A 17,347-nucleotide genomic window follows, 5' to 3' on the forward strand; every position below is an offset into this window, starting at 1 on the left:
CCTATTGCAAAACTACTTCCAGCATCTTATCCCCAACGCCCAGTTTGTGTACGGTTTCCATACCCGATTTTACTTCGGCAAAAATGGTATAGCGCCCGTCTAAGTGGGGTGTGGGAATATGGGAAATGAACCACTGGCAACTTTCGGTGTCTTTTCCGGCAGATGCCAGCCCGACTGCTCCGGCATGGTAGTGCAGCGGTGCAAATTCTGAGCGCAGCGTATAATCCATGCCGCCGTAGCCATCGCCGCGGGGGCAGCCTCCCTGCACGACAAAATCGGGCACTACCCGATGGAACGTTTTGCCGTTGTAGTAGCCTTGTTGCACTAATTTTATAAAACTCACCACCGAGCCGGGGGCTTGTTCGGGCAGCAATCGGAATACGATATCGCCTTGTGTGGTTTTAATGAGCACCTCTTGTCCTTGTTTAATGCTTGCAAGGGTTTTTCGGTCAATCGGATGATTCCAGCCTAATTGGGGTGCTTTGGGAGCAGGGCGGCCTGTAATGTGGGCAATAGCTTTTTCTATCTCAATCAGCGTTTCTATATCGCGGGGCAGTGGCAAACCTTGCTTTGCCTGATATAGCAGGGTAGTATCGCCTTTGAGATATTGTGCGTAGCCGTTGGCAGGGTTTGCAATAGCACCCGCCGCAAGGGCAATCAGTGCTGCATCTTTGCTGCCAAGCGCTGCCGTAATTTGCTGCCTTACAAAATCTTTGTCGGGCAGCGTGGCAAAATCGGCACGGCTTTGTATTTGCAGCAGTCCTTCCAGCGCTGATGTGCGCACAAAAGGGTGGTTGCTGTCTGCCGAAAGATATTTTGCCAGCAGTTGATTGTTTTTGGTATCTTCTGCCAGTGCTTTGAGTAAAAATCCCTGCTCATAAGGGTCTGTGCTTTTTTTGAGCAGGTCTTCTACAAACGACTGTCCGCCGCTGGGGTGAAATTTCATCACTGTTCCCATGACCAAAGCCCTTGCACGCGGGTTGCGCACGCTGTCTATGATGCTGTAAAAGTATTTGATATTGACTTTGTCGGCTTTGTTGCGCACTGCTTCGGCGGCTGTAACGGCAATATTGGGTTGCGTGCTGCACAGCGACCGTCCGATAATTTCTTGTATGGGTTCTAACGAAGCAGGATTTTTCTGCGAACCGATGGCACGGAGTGCCGCCACCCGTACTTCATAGGCTGCATCCTTTTGGATGATTTCCAGTAATTTTTGTTGTACTTCTGCCAAAGCTGAGTTGCCAAGTGCCAGTGCGATGTTCAGCCGCACGTGCGGATGATTGTCGCTAAGGGCTGATAAAAGCTCGCGAGTGATGGGGTCGTAGGCTTTGTCGGGGTTGCGGGCAAAATAGTTGGCAGCCATCACGCGCAGCGAATCGGGATAATTTGCCGCAAGAAAACTCAGTGCTTTGCTGTCTCCCGCCGGAAGGCGCAGGCGTTTCCACGTAAGCGCACGATAAAGCCCCGTCATCTGCCCGTAGCGCTGCGGTGCCTGTTCGGGTGCGTCGTAGCGCAGGGCTGCCAATACTTGCAAGGCTGCCGAATCTGCACATTTGCCCAATGCTTCCGCCGCCGCTGCCGTAACCTCCGCCGCTTTGTCTTTCTGAATGGCAAAAATCAGATGAGCGGCAGATTGTGTGCTGCCTGTTTGCCCGATAGCATACGCTGCCATTTTTCTGACGCGGGGTTCGGTATCGTTCAACAGCCGATAGAGTGCGGAAAGTGCTGCCGTATCTTGCACCGAAGCCAGTGCCAATGCCACCGCCTCGCGGTAAGTTGCCGAAGGATGCTGATGGAGCGCGACGAGCGAATCGGTTGCGCGGTGGTCTTGTAAATCGGTAATCAGCCACAGGGTATCATCGGCAGCCAAGCGATTGGCGGCCTGTTGCTGCACAGCCCCTGTACCACAACCGATAACAGACAGAAAAAGGCAAAAAACAGCGAAAAGCAGTAAGGAGCGCATAGGCAAAACGGGCTAAGGAACTGCACTAAGTTATCAAAAAACTGCCGATTTAGGCTTTTGCAGTTTATATTTGCTTTTGTCCCCCAATTAATGAACGTATGGAATTTGACTTTTTAACCGCTCAGGCTGCTATTGAAAAAGCGATACAACAATTCAATCCGGGCGAAAATCCGGCAGAGTTATATGCCCCGATTCGCTATATCATGTCGCTGGGTGGCAAGCGGATGCGCCCCATGCTGATGCTGTTAGGCAAATATGCTGTTGCCAATGACTGGCAAAAAGAGGTGCAGGCTGCCATTGCGGTTGAAATGTTCCATAGTTTTACGTTGTTGCACGATGATATCATGGACAAAGCGCCTCTGCGACGCGGTCAGCCTACGGTACACGAAAAGTGGAACGACAACATCGCGCTTCTTTCCGGTGATGCAATGCTGGTGAAAACCTATGACCACCTGCTGGAACATACACCTCCTGCTCTTTTGCCGACAATCCTGCACCGATTTGGCAAAACCGCAGTAGAAGTATGCGAAGGCCAGCAAATGGATATGAACTTTGAACAACGCAAACGGGTGGAAATGGAGGAGTATATAACCATGATTCGCCTCAAAACAGCTGTTCTTCTGGGTTTTAGCCTCGAGATGGGCGCGCTGCTTGGCGGGGCATCTCCTGCAACAGTTGCTAATCTTTACGAATTTGGCCTCCAACTTGGCATAGGCTTCCAATTGAAAGATGATATTCTGGATGTGTACGGCGAACCCGATAAGTTCGGCAAGCAGGTAGGCGGCGATATCATTGCCAACAAGAAAACTTTCCTGTTGATTCGGGCATTGGAACTCGCCAACCCCATGCAAACCCGCGAATTAGACTATTGGCTGAGCGTTGACGATTTTGACCCTCAAAACAAAGTAGATGCGGTAAAAGAAATTTATGACCAACTGCATATACGCCAACAGGCAGAGGAAGCCATGAACAGCTATTTTGACAAGGGTTTTGCCGCATTGGCTGCTGCAAACTTAGCACCTGAACGCTTTGAAACGCTCCGTGCTTTTGCTCAATCTGTTATTGAACGCGAAAAATAATCGGCAACCATGCAGCTTTCCCTGACGACCATTTTGCTGTTGATTACATGTGTGGTAAGTATCTACGTTTTTACCCGCCCCGATTTGCAGGAGCGCCTGATGCTTAATCCTTACCGCGTAAACCGCAAAGGTGAATGGTATCGGTTTATCAGTTCGGGGCTGATTCATCAGGGATGGGTGCATTTGCTGTTCAATATGTTCACCTTCTACTTTTTCGGTCGGTGGATTGAGCGCTATTTTGTGATTATACACGGGCAGGAATTGGGCTATTTCTATTTTCTGTTGTTGTACATCGGCGGCATCGTTGTTGCCGATATACCGACGTATTTGAAATACAAAGACAGCCCCTACTACAATTCGCTGGGTGCTTCCGGCGGTGTTTCGGCTATCATTTTTGCCGCTATTTTCTACAATCCTACCGAAGAAGTATGCCTGTATGCATTTTTATGCTTGCCCGGATTTATCTGGGGAGGTATCTATCTGGCATATTCCTACTTCTACGACCGTCAGGGCTCCGACAGTGTGAACCACTCAGCGCATTTCTATGGCGCACTTTATGGCTTTTTATTGGCCGTACTGATTCGCCCTTCGGCTATTGTGCATTTCTTTGATGCGGTTATACATTGGAGTATGTTTTAGCTCAGCTTTTCGGTCTTCATCTCGGCAATGCTTTTGGTTGCCCCCGAAAAACTGATGCCTATTAGGTACACCTCTTTGCCCTGTCCTAAAAACTGCTTGTAATAACCGTGCTCGTGGATTTGCTGCATGGCAACATCTGCCGATTCGTTGAGTTTGAATTCAAAAATGTAAACCTTGTTATCTATCTGCAACAGCGCATCAATGCGCCCCGTTGAGGTAGATACTTCCGAAGTGATGTGATACCCGCAGAGTTTGAAGGTTAAAAAGAAAATGGCATGAAAATATTTTTCCTGATGCCGGTCAAATACTTGGTAAGGGATGATGCAAACAGTGTATTGAAGATGTCCGGTATTGTATCCAAACTATTGGTTTTTAAGGCACGAAGCAGACTTGTTGGTACAGACATGCTCCTCGGGTTTTCCGAGAATCCCGATAAAATGTGCCTAAACATGGATTCGCGCACCTCTTTGTTGGGATAGTCCAGTATATAGTCGCCAAACTCATCTATTTTGCTTACAGTCAGGTAGCCGGTCTGAAAAAATAAAGGCACGAAGTTCACATGCTGAATATCCAGATTTTCGGCCTCTAAGGCACTTACCTCAATCCCCGAAAGGTCATAGACTTCCTCTTTTTTCAACAATTCAATCAAAAACTTTGGCGTGCCGCTTTCAAACCAGAAGTTCTGAAATTCGCCTGCCGTTAAAAAACTCAGGATGGAGTAAGGGTTGTAGAGAGTATCTCTACCGTTCCATGAAAATCCGTTGTACCATTCTTTAACCTGCACAAGCAATTCTTCAAGGCTGATGTTTTTTTCTTGGGCAATGAAATTCAGGTGTTCCGGAAAATATTGCAGCAATTCTTCTTGCGTATAGCCTAAAAAATTGTGGTAGTATTTGTTTTTGGACAAATCCGTCAGATTATTCAAATCTGAAAAAAGCGAAACTTTGGAGAAACGCGCGATGCCCGTCAGAAAGAACAAACGGATATGTGCGGAATTGCCTTTTACTACGCTGTAAAAAGTGCGCAAGATTTCCCGATGTTCGTATGCTTTTTTGTTTTCGCCCACTTCCAGCACATCGGTAATCGGCTTGTCGTATTCGTCTATCAAAATCACGACCTGCTTGCCTGTCTTTTCGTGCAGTTTTTGCATCAGGTCATTAAATTTACTGTCTATGCCGGCTTGCTTGAATTGTACATCATACGCAGCGGCTATTTCGTCTAAGCGGTTGCTGATTGCCTGTTCAAGCCCTTGTGTTCGGAATTGCATTTGGCTGAAGTCCAAATGAATGACGGGGTGCTTCTCCCACTCAATTTTGTCTTCAATGTAAAGCCCTGTAAAGAGGTCTTGCCTGCCTGAAAACAATTCTTTCAAAGTGCTGACAAGCAGCGACTTACCAAAACGGCGCGGGCGGGGAAAAAAGATGAATTTCTGCTGTTCAATAAACAGCAGGCGCTCAATGAAAGGTGTTTTATCTACATAAATGCAATTCTTTTTTCTCAGCTCCTCAAAAGACTGCTCGCCCGTAGAAAGTCGTGGCAGGTGATGCATATGCGCTTTGTTTTCCGTAAAGATAAAAAATGCCTGCCCCAAACGTAATGTTTCCATGGGACAGGCATTCTTAATATTTCAGGCACTAATGTTCCTGAAGAACTGTTAGTGCCTAAGGTTAGAATCTGCTTACTTCAACTCTTTCAGCAAGGTTTCCACTGCTTTTTCCAATTGCTGGTCACGGCCTTGGGCAACTGTTCCGTATTCATTGGCAATTTCAATGTCGGGATATAGTTGCGTATTTTCTAACCAGTTGCCTCTGGGGTCAGCTACGCCAAGGTTGGGGATACCAAACGTAATGGTAGGGTCTTGCATGTTTTCCCACCAGACAAAAGTACAAGTGCCCGGCACCGGCATACCTATCAACTTTCCGATGCCTAATTCTTTGTAGGCAAAGGGGAAGCAGTGCGCATCGGAGTAATTGCTCTCTCCTGCCAGTACTACGCTCGGCTTTGTCCAGCGGCTGGAAGGCTCCAGACCAATGCTGCGTTCTTCGGTGGCATAGTCCATAAACTTGCGTCCGCTGAGGAAAGTAGCAAGGTCGCTTACTAAGTCGCCACCGCCGTTGAAGCGCGTATCAATAACAACCGCCTGTTTCGTAGCCAGTCTGCCCAGTACTTCTTCATATACGGTGCGATAGCTTGGGTCATTCATGCCGCGCACATGCACATAGCCGATTTTTCCGCCCGATAATTTCTCTACCTCATTGCGGTTATTGGTTACCCAGCGGCGATAGAGCAGTTCGTTCTCATCATTCATGGAAATGGGCTTAACGGTTTCCTCATAGCGGGTGTTGGTGGCAGGGTCAAGCATGGAAAGCAGGGTGTATTTGCCTGCTTTGCGGTTGAGCAGTTGTGCATAGTCCATCTGCGGCGTAATTGCCACACCGTCTATCTGTTCAATGATATGGCCGACTTTTATTTTACTGCCTGCACTGATGAGCGGGCTTTTTTCCATGATTTCAACAATTTTCAAACCGTTGCCGTTGTAGCTTTGGTCATAAAAAGCCCCCAGAGAGGCTGTTGCATCGGCATTGGTCATAACGGCACCGCCATAGCGTGCGCCTGTGTGAGAGGCGTTCAGTTCGCCAAGTAACTCGCTGAACATTTCGCTCAGTTCATAATTATTGCTGATGTGCGGCAGATAGGCGGCATAATCCTTGCCCAACGATTCCCAATCTGCACCGTGTAAATCCGATTTGTAGAATTTTTTCTTCACTTGGCGGTGCAGGTGCTCAAACAGGTATTGGCGCTCGGCAGTCAGATTCAGATTCATTTCACCATTGAACGAAATGCCTTCGCGCTTGCCTGCTTCAGGGTCAATTTTTGCCAACTTGCCGTCAGAGAGCAGGAACAGGTTTTTCTGTTCTTTGTCCCACTGCAACTGTCCGCCGTTGTTGGCATCCAATTTCAGCACCATTTTGGTTTCACGGGTGCGCAGGTTAGTACTCCAAAGGTCATAGCCTTTTTCAAAGCGGGTGATGTAGTACAGTTTTTCGCCGTCTTTGGAAAGCACCGCATCCGACAGGCGGGAAGAGTGAATCGTGAGTTTGGCTTTGCGTTCCTGTAAGCCGTCCCAGTCAAAGCGGAGTGGGGCAGTGGCCGCTGTTTCTTTGCTGTCTTTTTTGTCCTTCTCCTCCTTTTCTTTGAGCAGGGCAAATTCTTCTTTGCTCAAACGGAAGCGGTCGTATGCCTCTTGTGTAAAAAACATGCCGTACACATCGGCTTCCTGTGTGCCGCTGGTAGCATAGCTGCGCAAACCGTCGCGGTTAGAAAACCACAGCATCATTTTGCCGCCGTTTACCCACTTAGGACGGCTGTCGTCATAGCCGCTTTGGGTCAGGTTGATAACAGCGCCTTTGCCGTCGGCACTTACCAGCCCTACTTCGCGAATCCAATAGCCCGGATTCAGGAAATTAACTAACAGCCACTTGCCATCGGGCGACCATTGGAAATACTGGTCGCCATCGGTGTGGGAATAGGTGTACGACGAAGGCAATACTACGCGGCTTGCTTTGGTGGCCGTGTTGTACACTTTCAGCGTGGTGCGTTCTTCCAAATAAGCAATTTCTTTGCCGTCGGGTGAATAGGCAGGCTGGAAGGTTTCTTTATCGGTAGCGATAATGGCTTCCTCTTTAATCAGTGTGGCATGGAAAAAATAGCTCTCTTCTTTGCGGGCAATGCTGCTCTGGTAAATTTTCCATGAGCCATCGCGCTCGGCGGCATAGAGGATGCTGCGCCCGTCGGGACTGAAACTGATGCTGCGCTCCTGCGTGGGAGTATTGGTAATGCGCTTAGTGATACCCCCATCTACGGACGTTACGAATACTTCGCCGCGCACCACAAAAGCAATCTCCTTGCCCGAAGGCGAAACGGCAAATTCACGCGCACCGTCGGTAATGCTCAAGGTGTGCTCCGTATTGGCAGTTGCTTCGGTAATGATGCTGATATTGACTTTCTGAGGGTTGCCGCCCGGTTTCAGGGTATAAATTTCACCGTTGAAACCAAAGCACAGCGTGCCATCGTTGGCGGCGCTCAGGAAGCGCACAGGGTGTTTGCTAAACTGCGTAACCTTAGTGTTAGCACCCGGCGCGGCCAGACTCATGCGGTGTACGTTGAAGGTGCCGCTTTCTTCGCTCAAATAATACAATTCATTGCCCACAGGCACAGGGTTGCGGTCTTCACCTTTGAATGTAGTCAGTTTGGTGTGAGTGCCCGCTGCCATATCATACACCCAAATATCGCGGGTGATGCTGGATGTGTGATGTTTGCGCCATTGGTCTTCGCCACCTTTTTTGTCGTGGTAAAATAAACGACTGCCTACAATGCGCACATCTTCGGCAGGTGTGGTGAGCAGTTGGGTTATTTTACCGCCTGTTGCAGGTACGCTGTAGAGTTCGGTCAGCACGCGTGAAGGAAACTGACGGTTAGTAGCTGCATCCATCCGCGCTGCCCCAAAGACAACTTGTTTGCCGTCGGGAGTAAAGCAGTAAGGCAACTCATTGGCCGAATGAGCCGTCAGCCTTTTGGCTTCACCGCCTTGTGCAGGCATCAGGAAAACGTCAAAGTTGCCGAAACGGTCGGAAGCAAAGGCAATTTGCGAACCATCGGGCGACCACACGGGCATGTAGTCATGTGCTTCGTGGAAAGTGAGCGGCATCGCCTGCCCGCCTGACGACGGTACTACATACAGATTGCCTTTGTAGGTAAATGCAATGCGGCTGCCATCGGGCGAAACCGAAGGATAGCGCATCCAACTTTGCGCCTGCACAGCCCAGCCGGACAGGCACAGCAAAAGGGTAGCAAGTATTCTCATGTAATTGGGAATAAATATTGGGATACAATAAAAATGTAAAGACAGGTTGATGCCGCAATATCGCTATTCTCCGTTGCTTTGCAATCAGTATGGGCAGGCGGTTTTTATACACACACCTGAAAGGTTTCTAAGACCTTTCAGGTTTAAGTGCTTGTTCCTCAGCAATTTAAACAAAGCATTTTTCGCAAATCACTTGCACTTTTGTATACATGAGGAGGGACGCACATATAATAAAAAAACAGCCTACCCATTACAGGCAGGCCGTTTTTTCAACCTATCAATCAACTATCAACTAAAACGTGTTAATCGCTTCGCTCAGGTCATAAACCGTAACGCCTTCTTTTGCCAGCAGGTTAGAAATGATACTTGCACCTGCCGCTGAACGATAGCCACCTGCACAGTGTACTACAACGGGCTTATTCTTAGGAATTTCAGCGATACGCTCGCGAAGTTCGGGCAGAGGCACTGCAAGGCTGCCGTCAAAAATTTTCTTCGTATTGATTTCTGACCAGTTGCGGATATCCACAATCGCATAGTCTGAAGGATGCTTGCGGAATGCTTCCACATCAATTTCAGGCGAAGTCAGTTCAGAGTATCCTTCCAATACGAACGCACCTTTGATAGCTTCTTCATAACCGATTTTAGCAGCTTTGGCAATCAGTTCGTTGAGTGTTGCTTCATCGGCTGCCACCAAATAGTACGGCTCTTCCGGATTAACGATGCTACCCAACCATGTTTCAAACTTGCCGCCGTTCATCAGGTTGATTGAGTTGCGCAAATGTCCTTTACGGAAATCTACCTGCGGACGTGCGTCAATAATCAGTACGCTGCGGTCTAATTGCTCCGCATCGGCTGCGCTGCGAACAGGCTTCAAGCGAGGCACTTTGCTGATGTTAGTGCTGTAAGCAGGAGCGCCTTTTTTGTTCATGTTTACGTCAAAGCCGAAATATTTAGGAATAAACGGCTGGTCGGCAATCAGTTCTTTCACAAATTCGTCTTCGCTCATCGGACGCAGGGCGTAGTTGCTCATTTTTTCGGCGCCGATGGTGCTGGAATTAGCACCGCTCAAAGCCTTACCGCAAAGTGAACCCGCGCCGTGTGCAGGGTATACCAGCACGTCATCATCTAACTTCATCAGTTTTTCGCGAGTGCTGTGATACATTTGACGGGCTAATTGTTCGCGCTGAGCAGTCAGGTTGCCTACGTTTTCGCGCAGGTCGGGGCGGCCTACGTCGCCGATAAACAATGTGTCGCCGGTGAATACTGCATGGTCTTTGCCGTTCACGCTCAACACGATGCTGATGCTGTCAGGCGAGTGACCGGGGGTGTTCATAGAACGCAGCGTGAAGTCGCCTAAGGTAATGGTTGCGCCTTCGTCAAATGCAACATGCTCATATTCAGCACCTAACAGTTTGCTTGCATACACCTTCGCACCTGTTTGCTGTGCAATTTCCAAGTGAGAACTTACAAAGTCGGCGTGTGGGTGGGTTTCAATAACGCCCACAATTTTAGCCCCGTGAGCTGCGGCAAAATCATAGTAAGGTTGAGGATTGCGAGCCGGGTCAATCAATACTACTGCTTTGTCCGATTCGCTCAAAATGGCATACGCATAGTGCGCAAGTCCTTTGTCTTCAAACTGTTCTATTTTCATAACTTTAAAAGTGATTGTGTGTGGTTTTCGTTTTTTTGATGATGCAAAGGTAGAAAGTATTTTTTAATAAAACAACATATGTTCATATATATTTTTTTTCATATGTTTTTCTGCCGATTTACGCTTGCTGCTGAGCCGCGATTGGCATACTCCCTGCGCGTTGAACGGTGGGCAAATACATTGGCATCAAACCAACCGAAGCGGGTTTTCTATCGGTGCGATAGCTCATTCTCATATCCCGATATCAGACTTTTCAACGCAACACACGGCAAAAAACCGAGCATTAATTTACGAAATCCGCGAAAAATCCGTATCCGCATCATCGGGAATAATTTACGGGCTATTTAAGTTCATGCGTTTTTACCTATTTTTGCCCGTAGTGTCGGGCTTTTGATGACTGCCTGATTTTCAACGGGAAACTTACGATTAATGAATATGGAACTTGTTTTGACCCCACCTACCAACGTGGTTGATGCCGAAGGAAACTTCACTAAGGATACGTATATGTACTGGTACGAAAGCATGTATCTGATGCGGAAGTTTGAAGAAAAGGCAGGGCAACTCTACGGACAACAAAAAATCAGAGGCTTTTGCCACTTATATATCGGTCAGGAGGCCTGTGCAGCCGGCGCTATTACCGCCCTGACCAAAAACGACAAATGGATTACGGCTTACCGCGACCATGCCCACCCGCTGGGATTAGGTACAAGTGCCCGAGCCGTCATGGCAGAACTCTACGGCAAGGCAACGGGCTGTTCCAAAGGCAAGGGCGGCTCTATGCACATGTTTGATAAAAACGTGAATTTCATCGGTGGGCACGGCATTGTAGGTGCGCAAGTGCCTATGGGGGCAGGCATTGCCTTTGCCGAAAAGTACAACAAAACAGGTAACGTTTGCATTTGCTACATGGGCGATGGTGCCGTGCGTCAGGGTGCATTCCACGAAGCCCTGAACATGGCGATGACTTGGAAACTGCCCGTCATTTTTGTGATTGAAAACAACGGCTATGCTATGGGTACTTCCGTACAGCGCACTTCTAACGTTACCGATTTGTACATCTTGGGTGAGGCTTACGAAATGCCCTCTATGCCCGTAGACGGCATGGACGTAGAAGCCGTGCATCATGCAGTAGCAAAAGCGGCAGAACGCGCCCGCGCCGGCGAAGGTCCCACGCTGTTGGAATTCCGCACCTATCGCTACCGCGGCCACTCTATGTCTGACCCGCAGAAATATCGCACCAAAGAAGAGGTAGAAGAGTACAAAAAGTTAGACCCGGTAGAGCAAGTGCGCGCTACCATTTTGAGAAAAGGGCTGGCAACCGAAGAGGATTTGGCAGCTATTGATGCCCGTGTAAAAGCTATTGTGGAAGATTCGGTTCAGTTTGCCGAGGAGTCGCCCTTCCCTGACCCTTCGGAGGCTTTTACCGATATATATTTGCAGCCGGACTATCCGTTTATCATGGACTAATCAATTATACCACAGAAAACAATAAAGCCTTCGCACTTACCGAAGGCTTTATTTATTATCAAGACTTCATGCCGACAACCGTTTTGCTGCTTGTCGGCGACTATTCCTCTTGCTTGCTTTTGGTATTATCTGCCTTTTTGAAATCAATGGAAACCGAATTTACGCAATAACGCAGCCCTGTCGGGTTAGGGCCGTCGTCAAAAACGTGCCCGAGGTGGCCATCGCAGCGGGCGCACATAATTTCGGTGCGCACCATGCCGTGCGAAGTATCGGTTCTGTACTTGATTCTGCCCTTGCCTATTTCATCAAAAAAACTTGGCCATCCACAGCCCGAATCAAACTTTTGGTCAGAACTGAACAGTTCGTAGCCACAAGCTGCGCAGGTGTAGATGCCCTTTTCTTTGTGCAGGTAAAATTTGCCAGAAAAAGGACGTTCTGTGCCTTTTTCCCGCAAGATGTAATACTGCTCAGGCGTGAGCGACTTGCGCCACTCTTCCTCTGTTTTGACTACTTTTTCTACGTTTGCCAAAGCCTTTTCATCTGCTTTGAGCTTTTTTGAGGTCATGTCCATATTTTGTCCGTTTGTGCAGTTGGCAAAAAGCAATGCCAGAGATGCAATAATCCAATATTTCATGTGCCGTTTTTCTTGATGAAAACGTTTGCGCGTCGGCTTTTGTTTGTAAGAGAGGTGGCTTTAACATCCATTAATATAGGCCTGAATATAGCCAATTCTAACGAAATTTGCCCCATAAATCCCAAATCACTCATATGTTGCACCTCAAACTGCCAACCGACCCGCGCTGGGCTGACATCGCCGAGAAAACGCTGGAAGACATTCTGACCGACCACGCCTATTGCGAGCAAAAGGCTGCCTCTACCTGCATTTCCCTGATTGTGGAATACCCTGATTATGAGAAAATTGTGGAAACGCTTACGCCTGTTGTAACCGAAGAATGGCAACATTTTGAGCAGGTGCTGGCACAAATCAGGAAGCGCGGCTTTAAATTGGGCAAACAGCGCAAAGATGAATACGTAGTTGCCCTAAACCAACTCATCACCAAAGGCGGTTCGCGCGAACAGCGGTTGGTGGATAAGTTGCTCATTTGTGCATTGATTGAAGCCCGCAGTTGCGAGCGATTTAAGATGCTGTGGCAAAACATCGCCGACGAAGAACTTTCCCGGTTCTACTACGAACTCATGGCTTCCGAAGCAGGGCATTATGTCAATTTTATTGAACTTGCCCGCGAAATCATGCCGCGCCCTGTGGTAGATGCCCGCTGGCAGGAATTCCTCAAAGCTGAGGCCGAAATTATTGAAACCTTGGGCGTGCGAGAAGGGAAGATGCACTAAGCCAGCGCACTAAACGCATACAGGAAAAAAAGCGCCAGCAAAACAACCGGAAGGGCAATTTTCTTTGCCCAAACTTTTACATTCGCACCACTGACCCCAAGCCGCCCAATCATGGAACGAACCGTGCCGCTGGCAGAAAGAATGCGCCCCAAGAGTCTGGAAGAATACGTCGGACAAGCCCACTTAACGGGCAAAGACGGCATTTTCAGCAAGATGATTCGCAACAAAAACATTCCTTCGTGTATTTTATGGGGACCGCCCGGGTCGGGAAAAACAACGCTGGCGCTGCTGTTGGCGCAAACCCTGCGTTTCCCGTTCTTTACCCTGAGCGCAATCAGTTCAGGTGTTAAAGAAATCAGAGACATTATTGACAAAGCAAAATTTCAGCCAAAAGCGATTTTGTTCATCGACGAAATTCATCGCTTCAACAAAGCACAGCAGGATGCCTTGTTAGGTGCGGTGGAAAACGGCACGCTGACGCTCATCGGTGCTACGACCGAAAACCCGTCGTTTGAGGTCAATGCCGCTTTACTTTCCCGCTGTCAGGTGTTTGTTTTAAAGCCTTTGAGCGAAGCGGATTTGCTCAATTTGCTGCAACGAGCCGTCGCCCGCGAAAGTGCCGATAAAAAAATCAACATCAGGCTTGCCCAGACCGATGCGCTGATTTCGCTAAGCGGCGGCGATGCCCGCAAAATGCTAAACCTGTTGGAAATGACCGTCAATAGCGCCGATGCCGATGCGGACGAAATTACGATTACCGACCGTGCCGTTGTGGAAGTTGCCCGACAGCGCACCGCCCGCTACGACAAAAGCGGCGAACAGCACTACGATATTATTTCGGCTTTCATCAAATCCATACGCGGCAGCGACCCCGACGCGGCGCTTTATTGGCTTGCCCGTATGCTTGCCGGCGGCGAAGACCCGCAGTTTATCGCCCGCCGTTTGCTCATTTTGGCTTCGGAAGACATCGGCAATGCCAACCCCAATGCGCTGTTGCTTGCCAACACCTGCTTTCAGGCAGTTTCTGCCGTAGGGATGCCCGAATCGGACTTGATTCTGTCGCAAACAACCATTTATCTGGCATGTTCGCCGAAGAGCAACAGCGCCTATAAAGCCATCCGCAAAGCACAGGAAGCCGTTGAAAAATTCGGCGATTTGCCCGTGCCGCTGCATTTGCGCAATGCTCCTACGCAATTGATGAAAAAATTGGGCTACGGCGCAGACTACCTCTATCCGCACGACTACCCCGAAAACTTCACCGAACAGCAATACCTGCCCTATGAGTTAAAAGAGCAGGTATTCTATCAGCCCGCCGACAACGAACGCGAGCAGGAAATGGCAAAACGCCAGAAAAAGCGTTGGAAAAATAAATGATGGATTGAATATGTTTTCCATAGCAAACGGTTTGTAAATCATTTGCTATGGAACGACGGAAGATTACTGCACCGTAACGGGGAAAGTTACGTCAATATCCGTTTCGCCGCCTGCTTGTTGGAAGTTGCTGCTGTTCAAGCCTGCAAATGCCTTGTTCAGGTCGTGGCGCAGTACAATGCGAAGCGAGCCGCTGCCTGCCGCCTGTGTTTCCATCACATTGCGCAAACCCAGCGGGCGATTGTTCTTATCCGCGTCGTCATAGCGATGCGTCATCAGCGTAGGGGGGGTGATGATGAAAAAGAACTGATGCTCATCGGCTTCGGTGCGGATTTCCGCCGTTTTGTCTTCGCGTTTGTTGCCTTCGTCTTTGGCAAGCGTCAGCGTTACGTTGTAGGCAGTGCGGGCGCGAAGCGGCGGCGCGGTAATGGTAGGCGGATTGCCGCCGTCACCGTCGGGGTCGCTGAACAGGAAAGTAACCGAAGCCCCGCCCGTAACGGGCGTAAACACCACTTCCATGCGGTTGATGGACTCTTTTTCATTTTCGGGTTCAGGGTCTTTGCGATTGCAACCGCTCAAAACAACAACAGTAAACAGCAAGGCATACAAGCCTGTACGCAAATTGAACATGGTTAAAATGGGTTTTAAGTGAATAAAATTTACAAACTGTATTTCAGGTAGAGTTGAAAATTTCGTCCCTGTTCGTCGGCGAAATAGCGGAATCGGTTCATATAGTCGCGGTAGGCAAGGTTGGCGAGGTTATGCACCGAAAAACCGATGTGCAACGCCTGCCTGCCGTGTTCGTAGCGGATGCCGCCGTCAAAGTTGAGCAGCGTATAACCTTTGGGTGGCGGGGCAAAGTCGCGTTCCGTTTCCGTGCGCCGTTGTTGCGCCGTTAAAAGGCAGCTAAGCGCGGCGTAAGCGCCCTTCCAGCAGCTTTCCGAAGGCATCGCAAGGTTGCGCCGCAGGGTTGCCGAGGCTTGGTCGGGCGGAATCCACGGCAGAAATGCGCCATTGGTCAGGTCGCGGGCGCGCACCATCGTGCCTTTCAGCAAGGTTTCCCACGCGGCGGAAGGCTGCCAGCGCAGGGTAAAATCCGCACCCGCAAGTTGTGCGTCGGTTTGTTCAAAATAAAAAACGGGAAATGCGCCGCGAATGGTCAGCCGCGTTTCGGCTTGCGGGGCAAGGTAGATGTAGTTGCCGATGTATTGGGCAAAGCCGCTGATTTCCAGACTGATGTTGTCGGTTTTTAGGCTTATGCCGTTTGTCCATTTCCACGATTGTTCCGATTTGAGGCTGTCGCTGCCAAACTCTAAGGCTGCCGCGCCGTGGTGCAGTCCTTCGCTGTAAAGTTCGTTGGGCGCGGGCGGTCGCCATGCAGAGGCTAATTGCGAGCGCAAGGTTAGTTTTTCGTTGATGTAATAAGCCGCGCCAATGGTTGCCGAAACGTTGTTGAACAGCCTTTCGGTGCGCTGCAAAACGTTATTGCGGTCAAATCGGCGCACTTCCATGTGGCGCAGGTCGTAGCGAATGCCTGCTTCGGCATCCCAACGGGCTGCCGAGTATTTCCAAATGGCAAAAGCACCTGCCGCCGTTACCCAATAGTTCGGCACTAAGGGGCGGATGCCCGTGCCGGGCGTGTTCAGGTTGCTTTGCAAAAGTCCGTTGAAACCGAATTTCCGATGCAAGGCAGTGCCTTTGCCTGATTCATAAACCGCGTCCAAAGTATGCGTGAACAAATTCAGGTCGAGGGCGGGGATGTTGTCGCGACCGCCGCGGCGGATGTCAAACTCTTGCCGTCGGTTGTGCTGAAAGCCGTATTGCCACTGCCATTCGCCTTGCGTTTGTTTAAGATATCCGTTGATTTTCAGTAAATTATGTGCAACTGCCTGCCGCGGGTTGCTGATTTGATAGCTGAAATCGGCACTGACGACGGGCCGCGGGCTGCTCATGGCAAATTGCAAATCGGTTAGGTTGCCGATGTGCGCACCTCTGAAAATACCCAAGTCGGTATTGAAACGGCTGAAAAATACTTCCGCGCCGTAGCGTTCTTTTTGGTAGCCTGCTGCCAGCGAAAAGTTGATTTCGCTTGCGCCCGTGTTGGCAAGAAAATAATCGGGTGTGTGCACATTGCCGCTGCGTTTGCCCGTCAGTTGCGCCCGCCAACCGATGCCGCCATGGTAGCCGCTCACTTGCCCCGAGGCAATGCCCTGCCTGCCGTTGCTTGCCCCTTGCAAGTGCCATTCGCTGCGGATGCCTGCCTGCACAGGCAACTTCGGCGGATTGACCAGCACCACGCCGCCCATCGCTTCGGCGCCGTATTGTACGGCTGCCGCACCTTTTACTACGGTCAGTTGCGATGCCGTGAACGGGTCTATTTCGGGGGCATGGTCTAAGCCCCATTGCTGCCCTTCCTGTCGGATGCCGTTGTTCAAAATCAGGATGCGATTGCCGTGCAAACCCTGAATAACGGGCTTGGCGATGGTTGCGCCGTTGCGCAACACCTGCACCCCGCTGATGTCGCCAAGGGCTTCGGCAAGTCCTTTGCCCTGCGTGCGTGCAAGTGCTTCATCGGAAACCGTGGCAAGCGTTGCTGTAGCCTTCCCGATGCCGATTTTTTCGTCTGTTACGGTAAGCGTTGCAAGTTCCAGCGTTTCGGGAATCAGCGGCAGCACTTTTTCCTCACCTGCGGGCAGCGTATAAACGGCATCTTTGAAACCTTCCTTGCTGATAATGATTTGTACGAATCGCTCACACCCGTTAAAGGCAAACGTTCCGTCGGCATCGGTTGTCAGGGCTTTGCCGCCGTCGTTCATCCGTTGCACCGATGCGCCCGCTACGGGTTGTTGCGTGTAGCCGTTGATTACCCTGCCTGCAATACGCCCGCTGCAAGGCGACTGCTGCGCCTGCACATGTAGGACAAGTATTTGTGTAAGTAGCAGGGAGAACAGTAAGCGCATCTA

13 protein-coding genes are annotated in these 17,347 nt (G+C 49.8%); 5 read left to right on the forward strand and 8 right to left on the reverse strand.

Annotated elements, in window-relative coordinates; genetic code table 11:
• Position 1: 1 nt before the first annotated feature.
• Positions 2-1,963: a peptidylprolyl isomerase gene (locus tag NDK19_RS05610; RefSeq protein WP_250630870.1), complete on the reverse strand. Its 1,962-nt coding sequence runs from the start codon at positions 1,961-1,963 to the stop codon at positions 2-4.
• A 98-nt stretch (positions 1,964-2,061) separates the two neighbouring features.
• Here NDK19_RS05610 and NDK19_RS05615 point away from each other — a divergent pair, with 98 nt between their 5' ends.
• Together NDK19_RS05615 and NDK19_RS05620 are read left to right on the forward strand one after the other, a co-directional pair.
• Positions 2,062-3,042, forward strand: coding sequence for a polyprenyl synthetase family protein (locus NDK19_RS05615; RefSeq protein ID WP_250630871.1), 981 nt, complete (start codon positions 2,062-2,064; stop codon positions 3,040-3,042).
• Between the two features lie 9 nt (positions 3,043-3,051).
• Positions 3,052-3,681, forward strand: a complete 630-nt coding sequence (locus NDK19_RS05620) for a rhomboid family intramembrane serine protease (RefSeq protein ID WP_250630872.1) — start codon at positions 3,052-3,054, stop codon at positions 3,679-3,681.
• Here the strand turns inward: NDK19_RS05620 and NDK19_RS05625 are convergent.
• The 4 genes from NDK19_RS05625 to NDK19_RS05640 form a co-directional block, all read right to left on the reverse strand.
• Entirely contained in the window at positions 3,678-4,004 is a 327-nt protein-coding gene (locus NDK19_RS05625) for a PD-(D/E)XK nuclease domain-containing protein (protein ID WP_317207160.1), read from the reverse strand. The two genes, NDK19_RS05620 and NDK19_RS05625, sit on opposite strands and share 4 nt — an antisense overlap.
• Positions 3,941-5,287, reverse strand: a complete 1,347-nt coding sequence (locus NDK19_RS05630) for an ATP-binding protein (RefSeq protein ID WP_250630873.1) — start codon at positions 5,285-5,287, stop codon at positions 3,941-3,943. The genes NDK19_RS05625 and NDK19_RS05630 overlap by 64 nt, the downstream gene beginning before the upstream one ends.
• Before the next feature lie 72 nt (positions 5,288-5,359).
• Positions 5,360-8,545, reverse strand: coding sequence for a S41 family peptidase (locus NDK19_RS05635; RefSeq protein WP_250630874.1), 3,186 nt, complete (start codon positions 8,543-8,545; stop codon positions 5,360-5,362).
• A 292-nt stretch (positions 8,546-8,837) separates the two neighbouring features.
• Complete coding sequence (locus NDK19_RS05640) at positions 8,838-10,196, reverse strand: MBL fold metallo-hydrolase (RefSeq protein ID WP_250630875.1); 1,359 nt, start codon at positions 10,194-10,196, stop codon at positions 8,838-8,840.
• A 435-nt stretch (positions 10,197-10,631) separates the two neighbouring features.
• Between NDK19_RS05640 and pdhA the strand changes: the two genes are divergently transcribed.
• A complete protein-coding gene (gene pdhA / locus NDK19_RS05645; RefSeq protein WP_250630876.1) occupies positions 10,632-11,663 on the forward strand; it encodes a pyruvate dehydrogenase (acetyl-transferring) E1 component subunit alpha in 1,032 nt (343 codons plus the stop codon).
• A 100-nt stretch (positions 11,664-11,763) separates the two neighbouring features.
• On the opposite strand, the gene msrB is transcribed toward pdhA, so the two are convergent.
• Complete coding sequence (gene msrB, locus NDK19_RS05650) at positions 11,764-12,297, reverse strand: peptide-methionine (R)-S-oxide reductase MsrB (RefSeq protein ID WP_250630877.1); 534 nt, start codon at positions 12,295-12,297, stop codon at positions 11,764-11,766.
• Positions 12,298-12,431: 134 nt separating this feature from the next.
• Here msrB and miaE point away from each other — a divergent pair, with 134 nt between their 5' ends.
• Together miaE and NDK19_RS05660 are read left to right on the forward strand one after the other, a co-directional pair.
• On the forward strand, positions 12,432-13,013 hold the full coding sequence (gene miaE, locus NDK19_RS05655; RefSeq protein WP_250630878.1) for a tRNA-(ms[2]io[6]A)-hydroxylase: 582 nt from the start codon (positions 12,432-12,434) through the stop codon (positions 13,011-13,013).
• Between the two features lie 111 nt (positions 13,014-13,124).
• Positions 13,125-14,387, forward strand: a complete 1,263-nt coding sequence (locus NDK19_RS05660) for a replication-associated recombination protein A (RefSeq protein WP_250630879.1) — start codon at positions 13,125-13,127, stop codon at positions 14,385-14,387.
• A gap of 63 nt (positions 14,388-14,450) precedes the next feature.
• Here NDK19_RS05660 and NDK19_RS05665 read toward each other — a convergent pair whose 3' ends face one another.
• Together NDK19_RS05665 and NDK19_RS05670 are read right to left on the reverse strand one after the other, a co-directional pair.
• Positions 14,451-15,014 carry a hypothetical protein gene (locus tag NDK19_RS05665; protein ID WP_250630880.1) on the reverse strand — a complete coding sequence of 188 codons (564 nt, stop codon included), beginning with the start codon at positions 15,012-15,014 and terminating at the stop codon, positions 14,451-14,453.
• 29 nt (positions 15,015-15,043) lie between these two features.
• Positions 15,044-17,344: a TonB-dependent receptor gene (locus NDK19_RS05670; protein WP_250630881.1), complete on the reverse strand. Its 2,301-nt coding sequence runs from the start codon at positions 17,342-17,344 to the stop codon at positions 15,044-15,046.
• Positions 17,345-17,347: the final 3 nt, after the last annotated feature.

Source organism: Rhodoflexus caldus (genome assembly GCF_021206925.1).
Taxonomy (GTDB): domain Bacteria; phylum Bacteroidota; class Bacteroidia; order Cytophagales; family Thermoflexibacteraceae; genus Rhodoflexus; species Rhodoflexus caldus.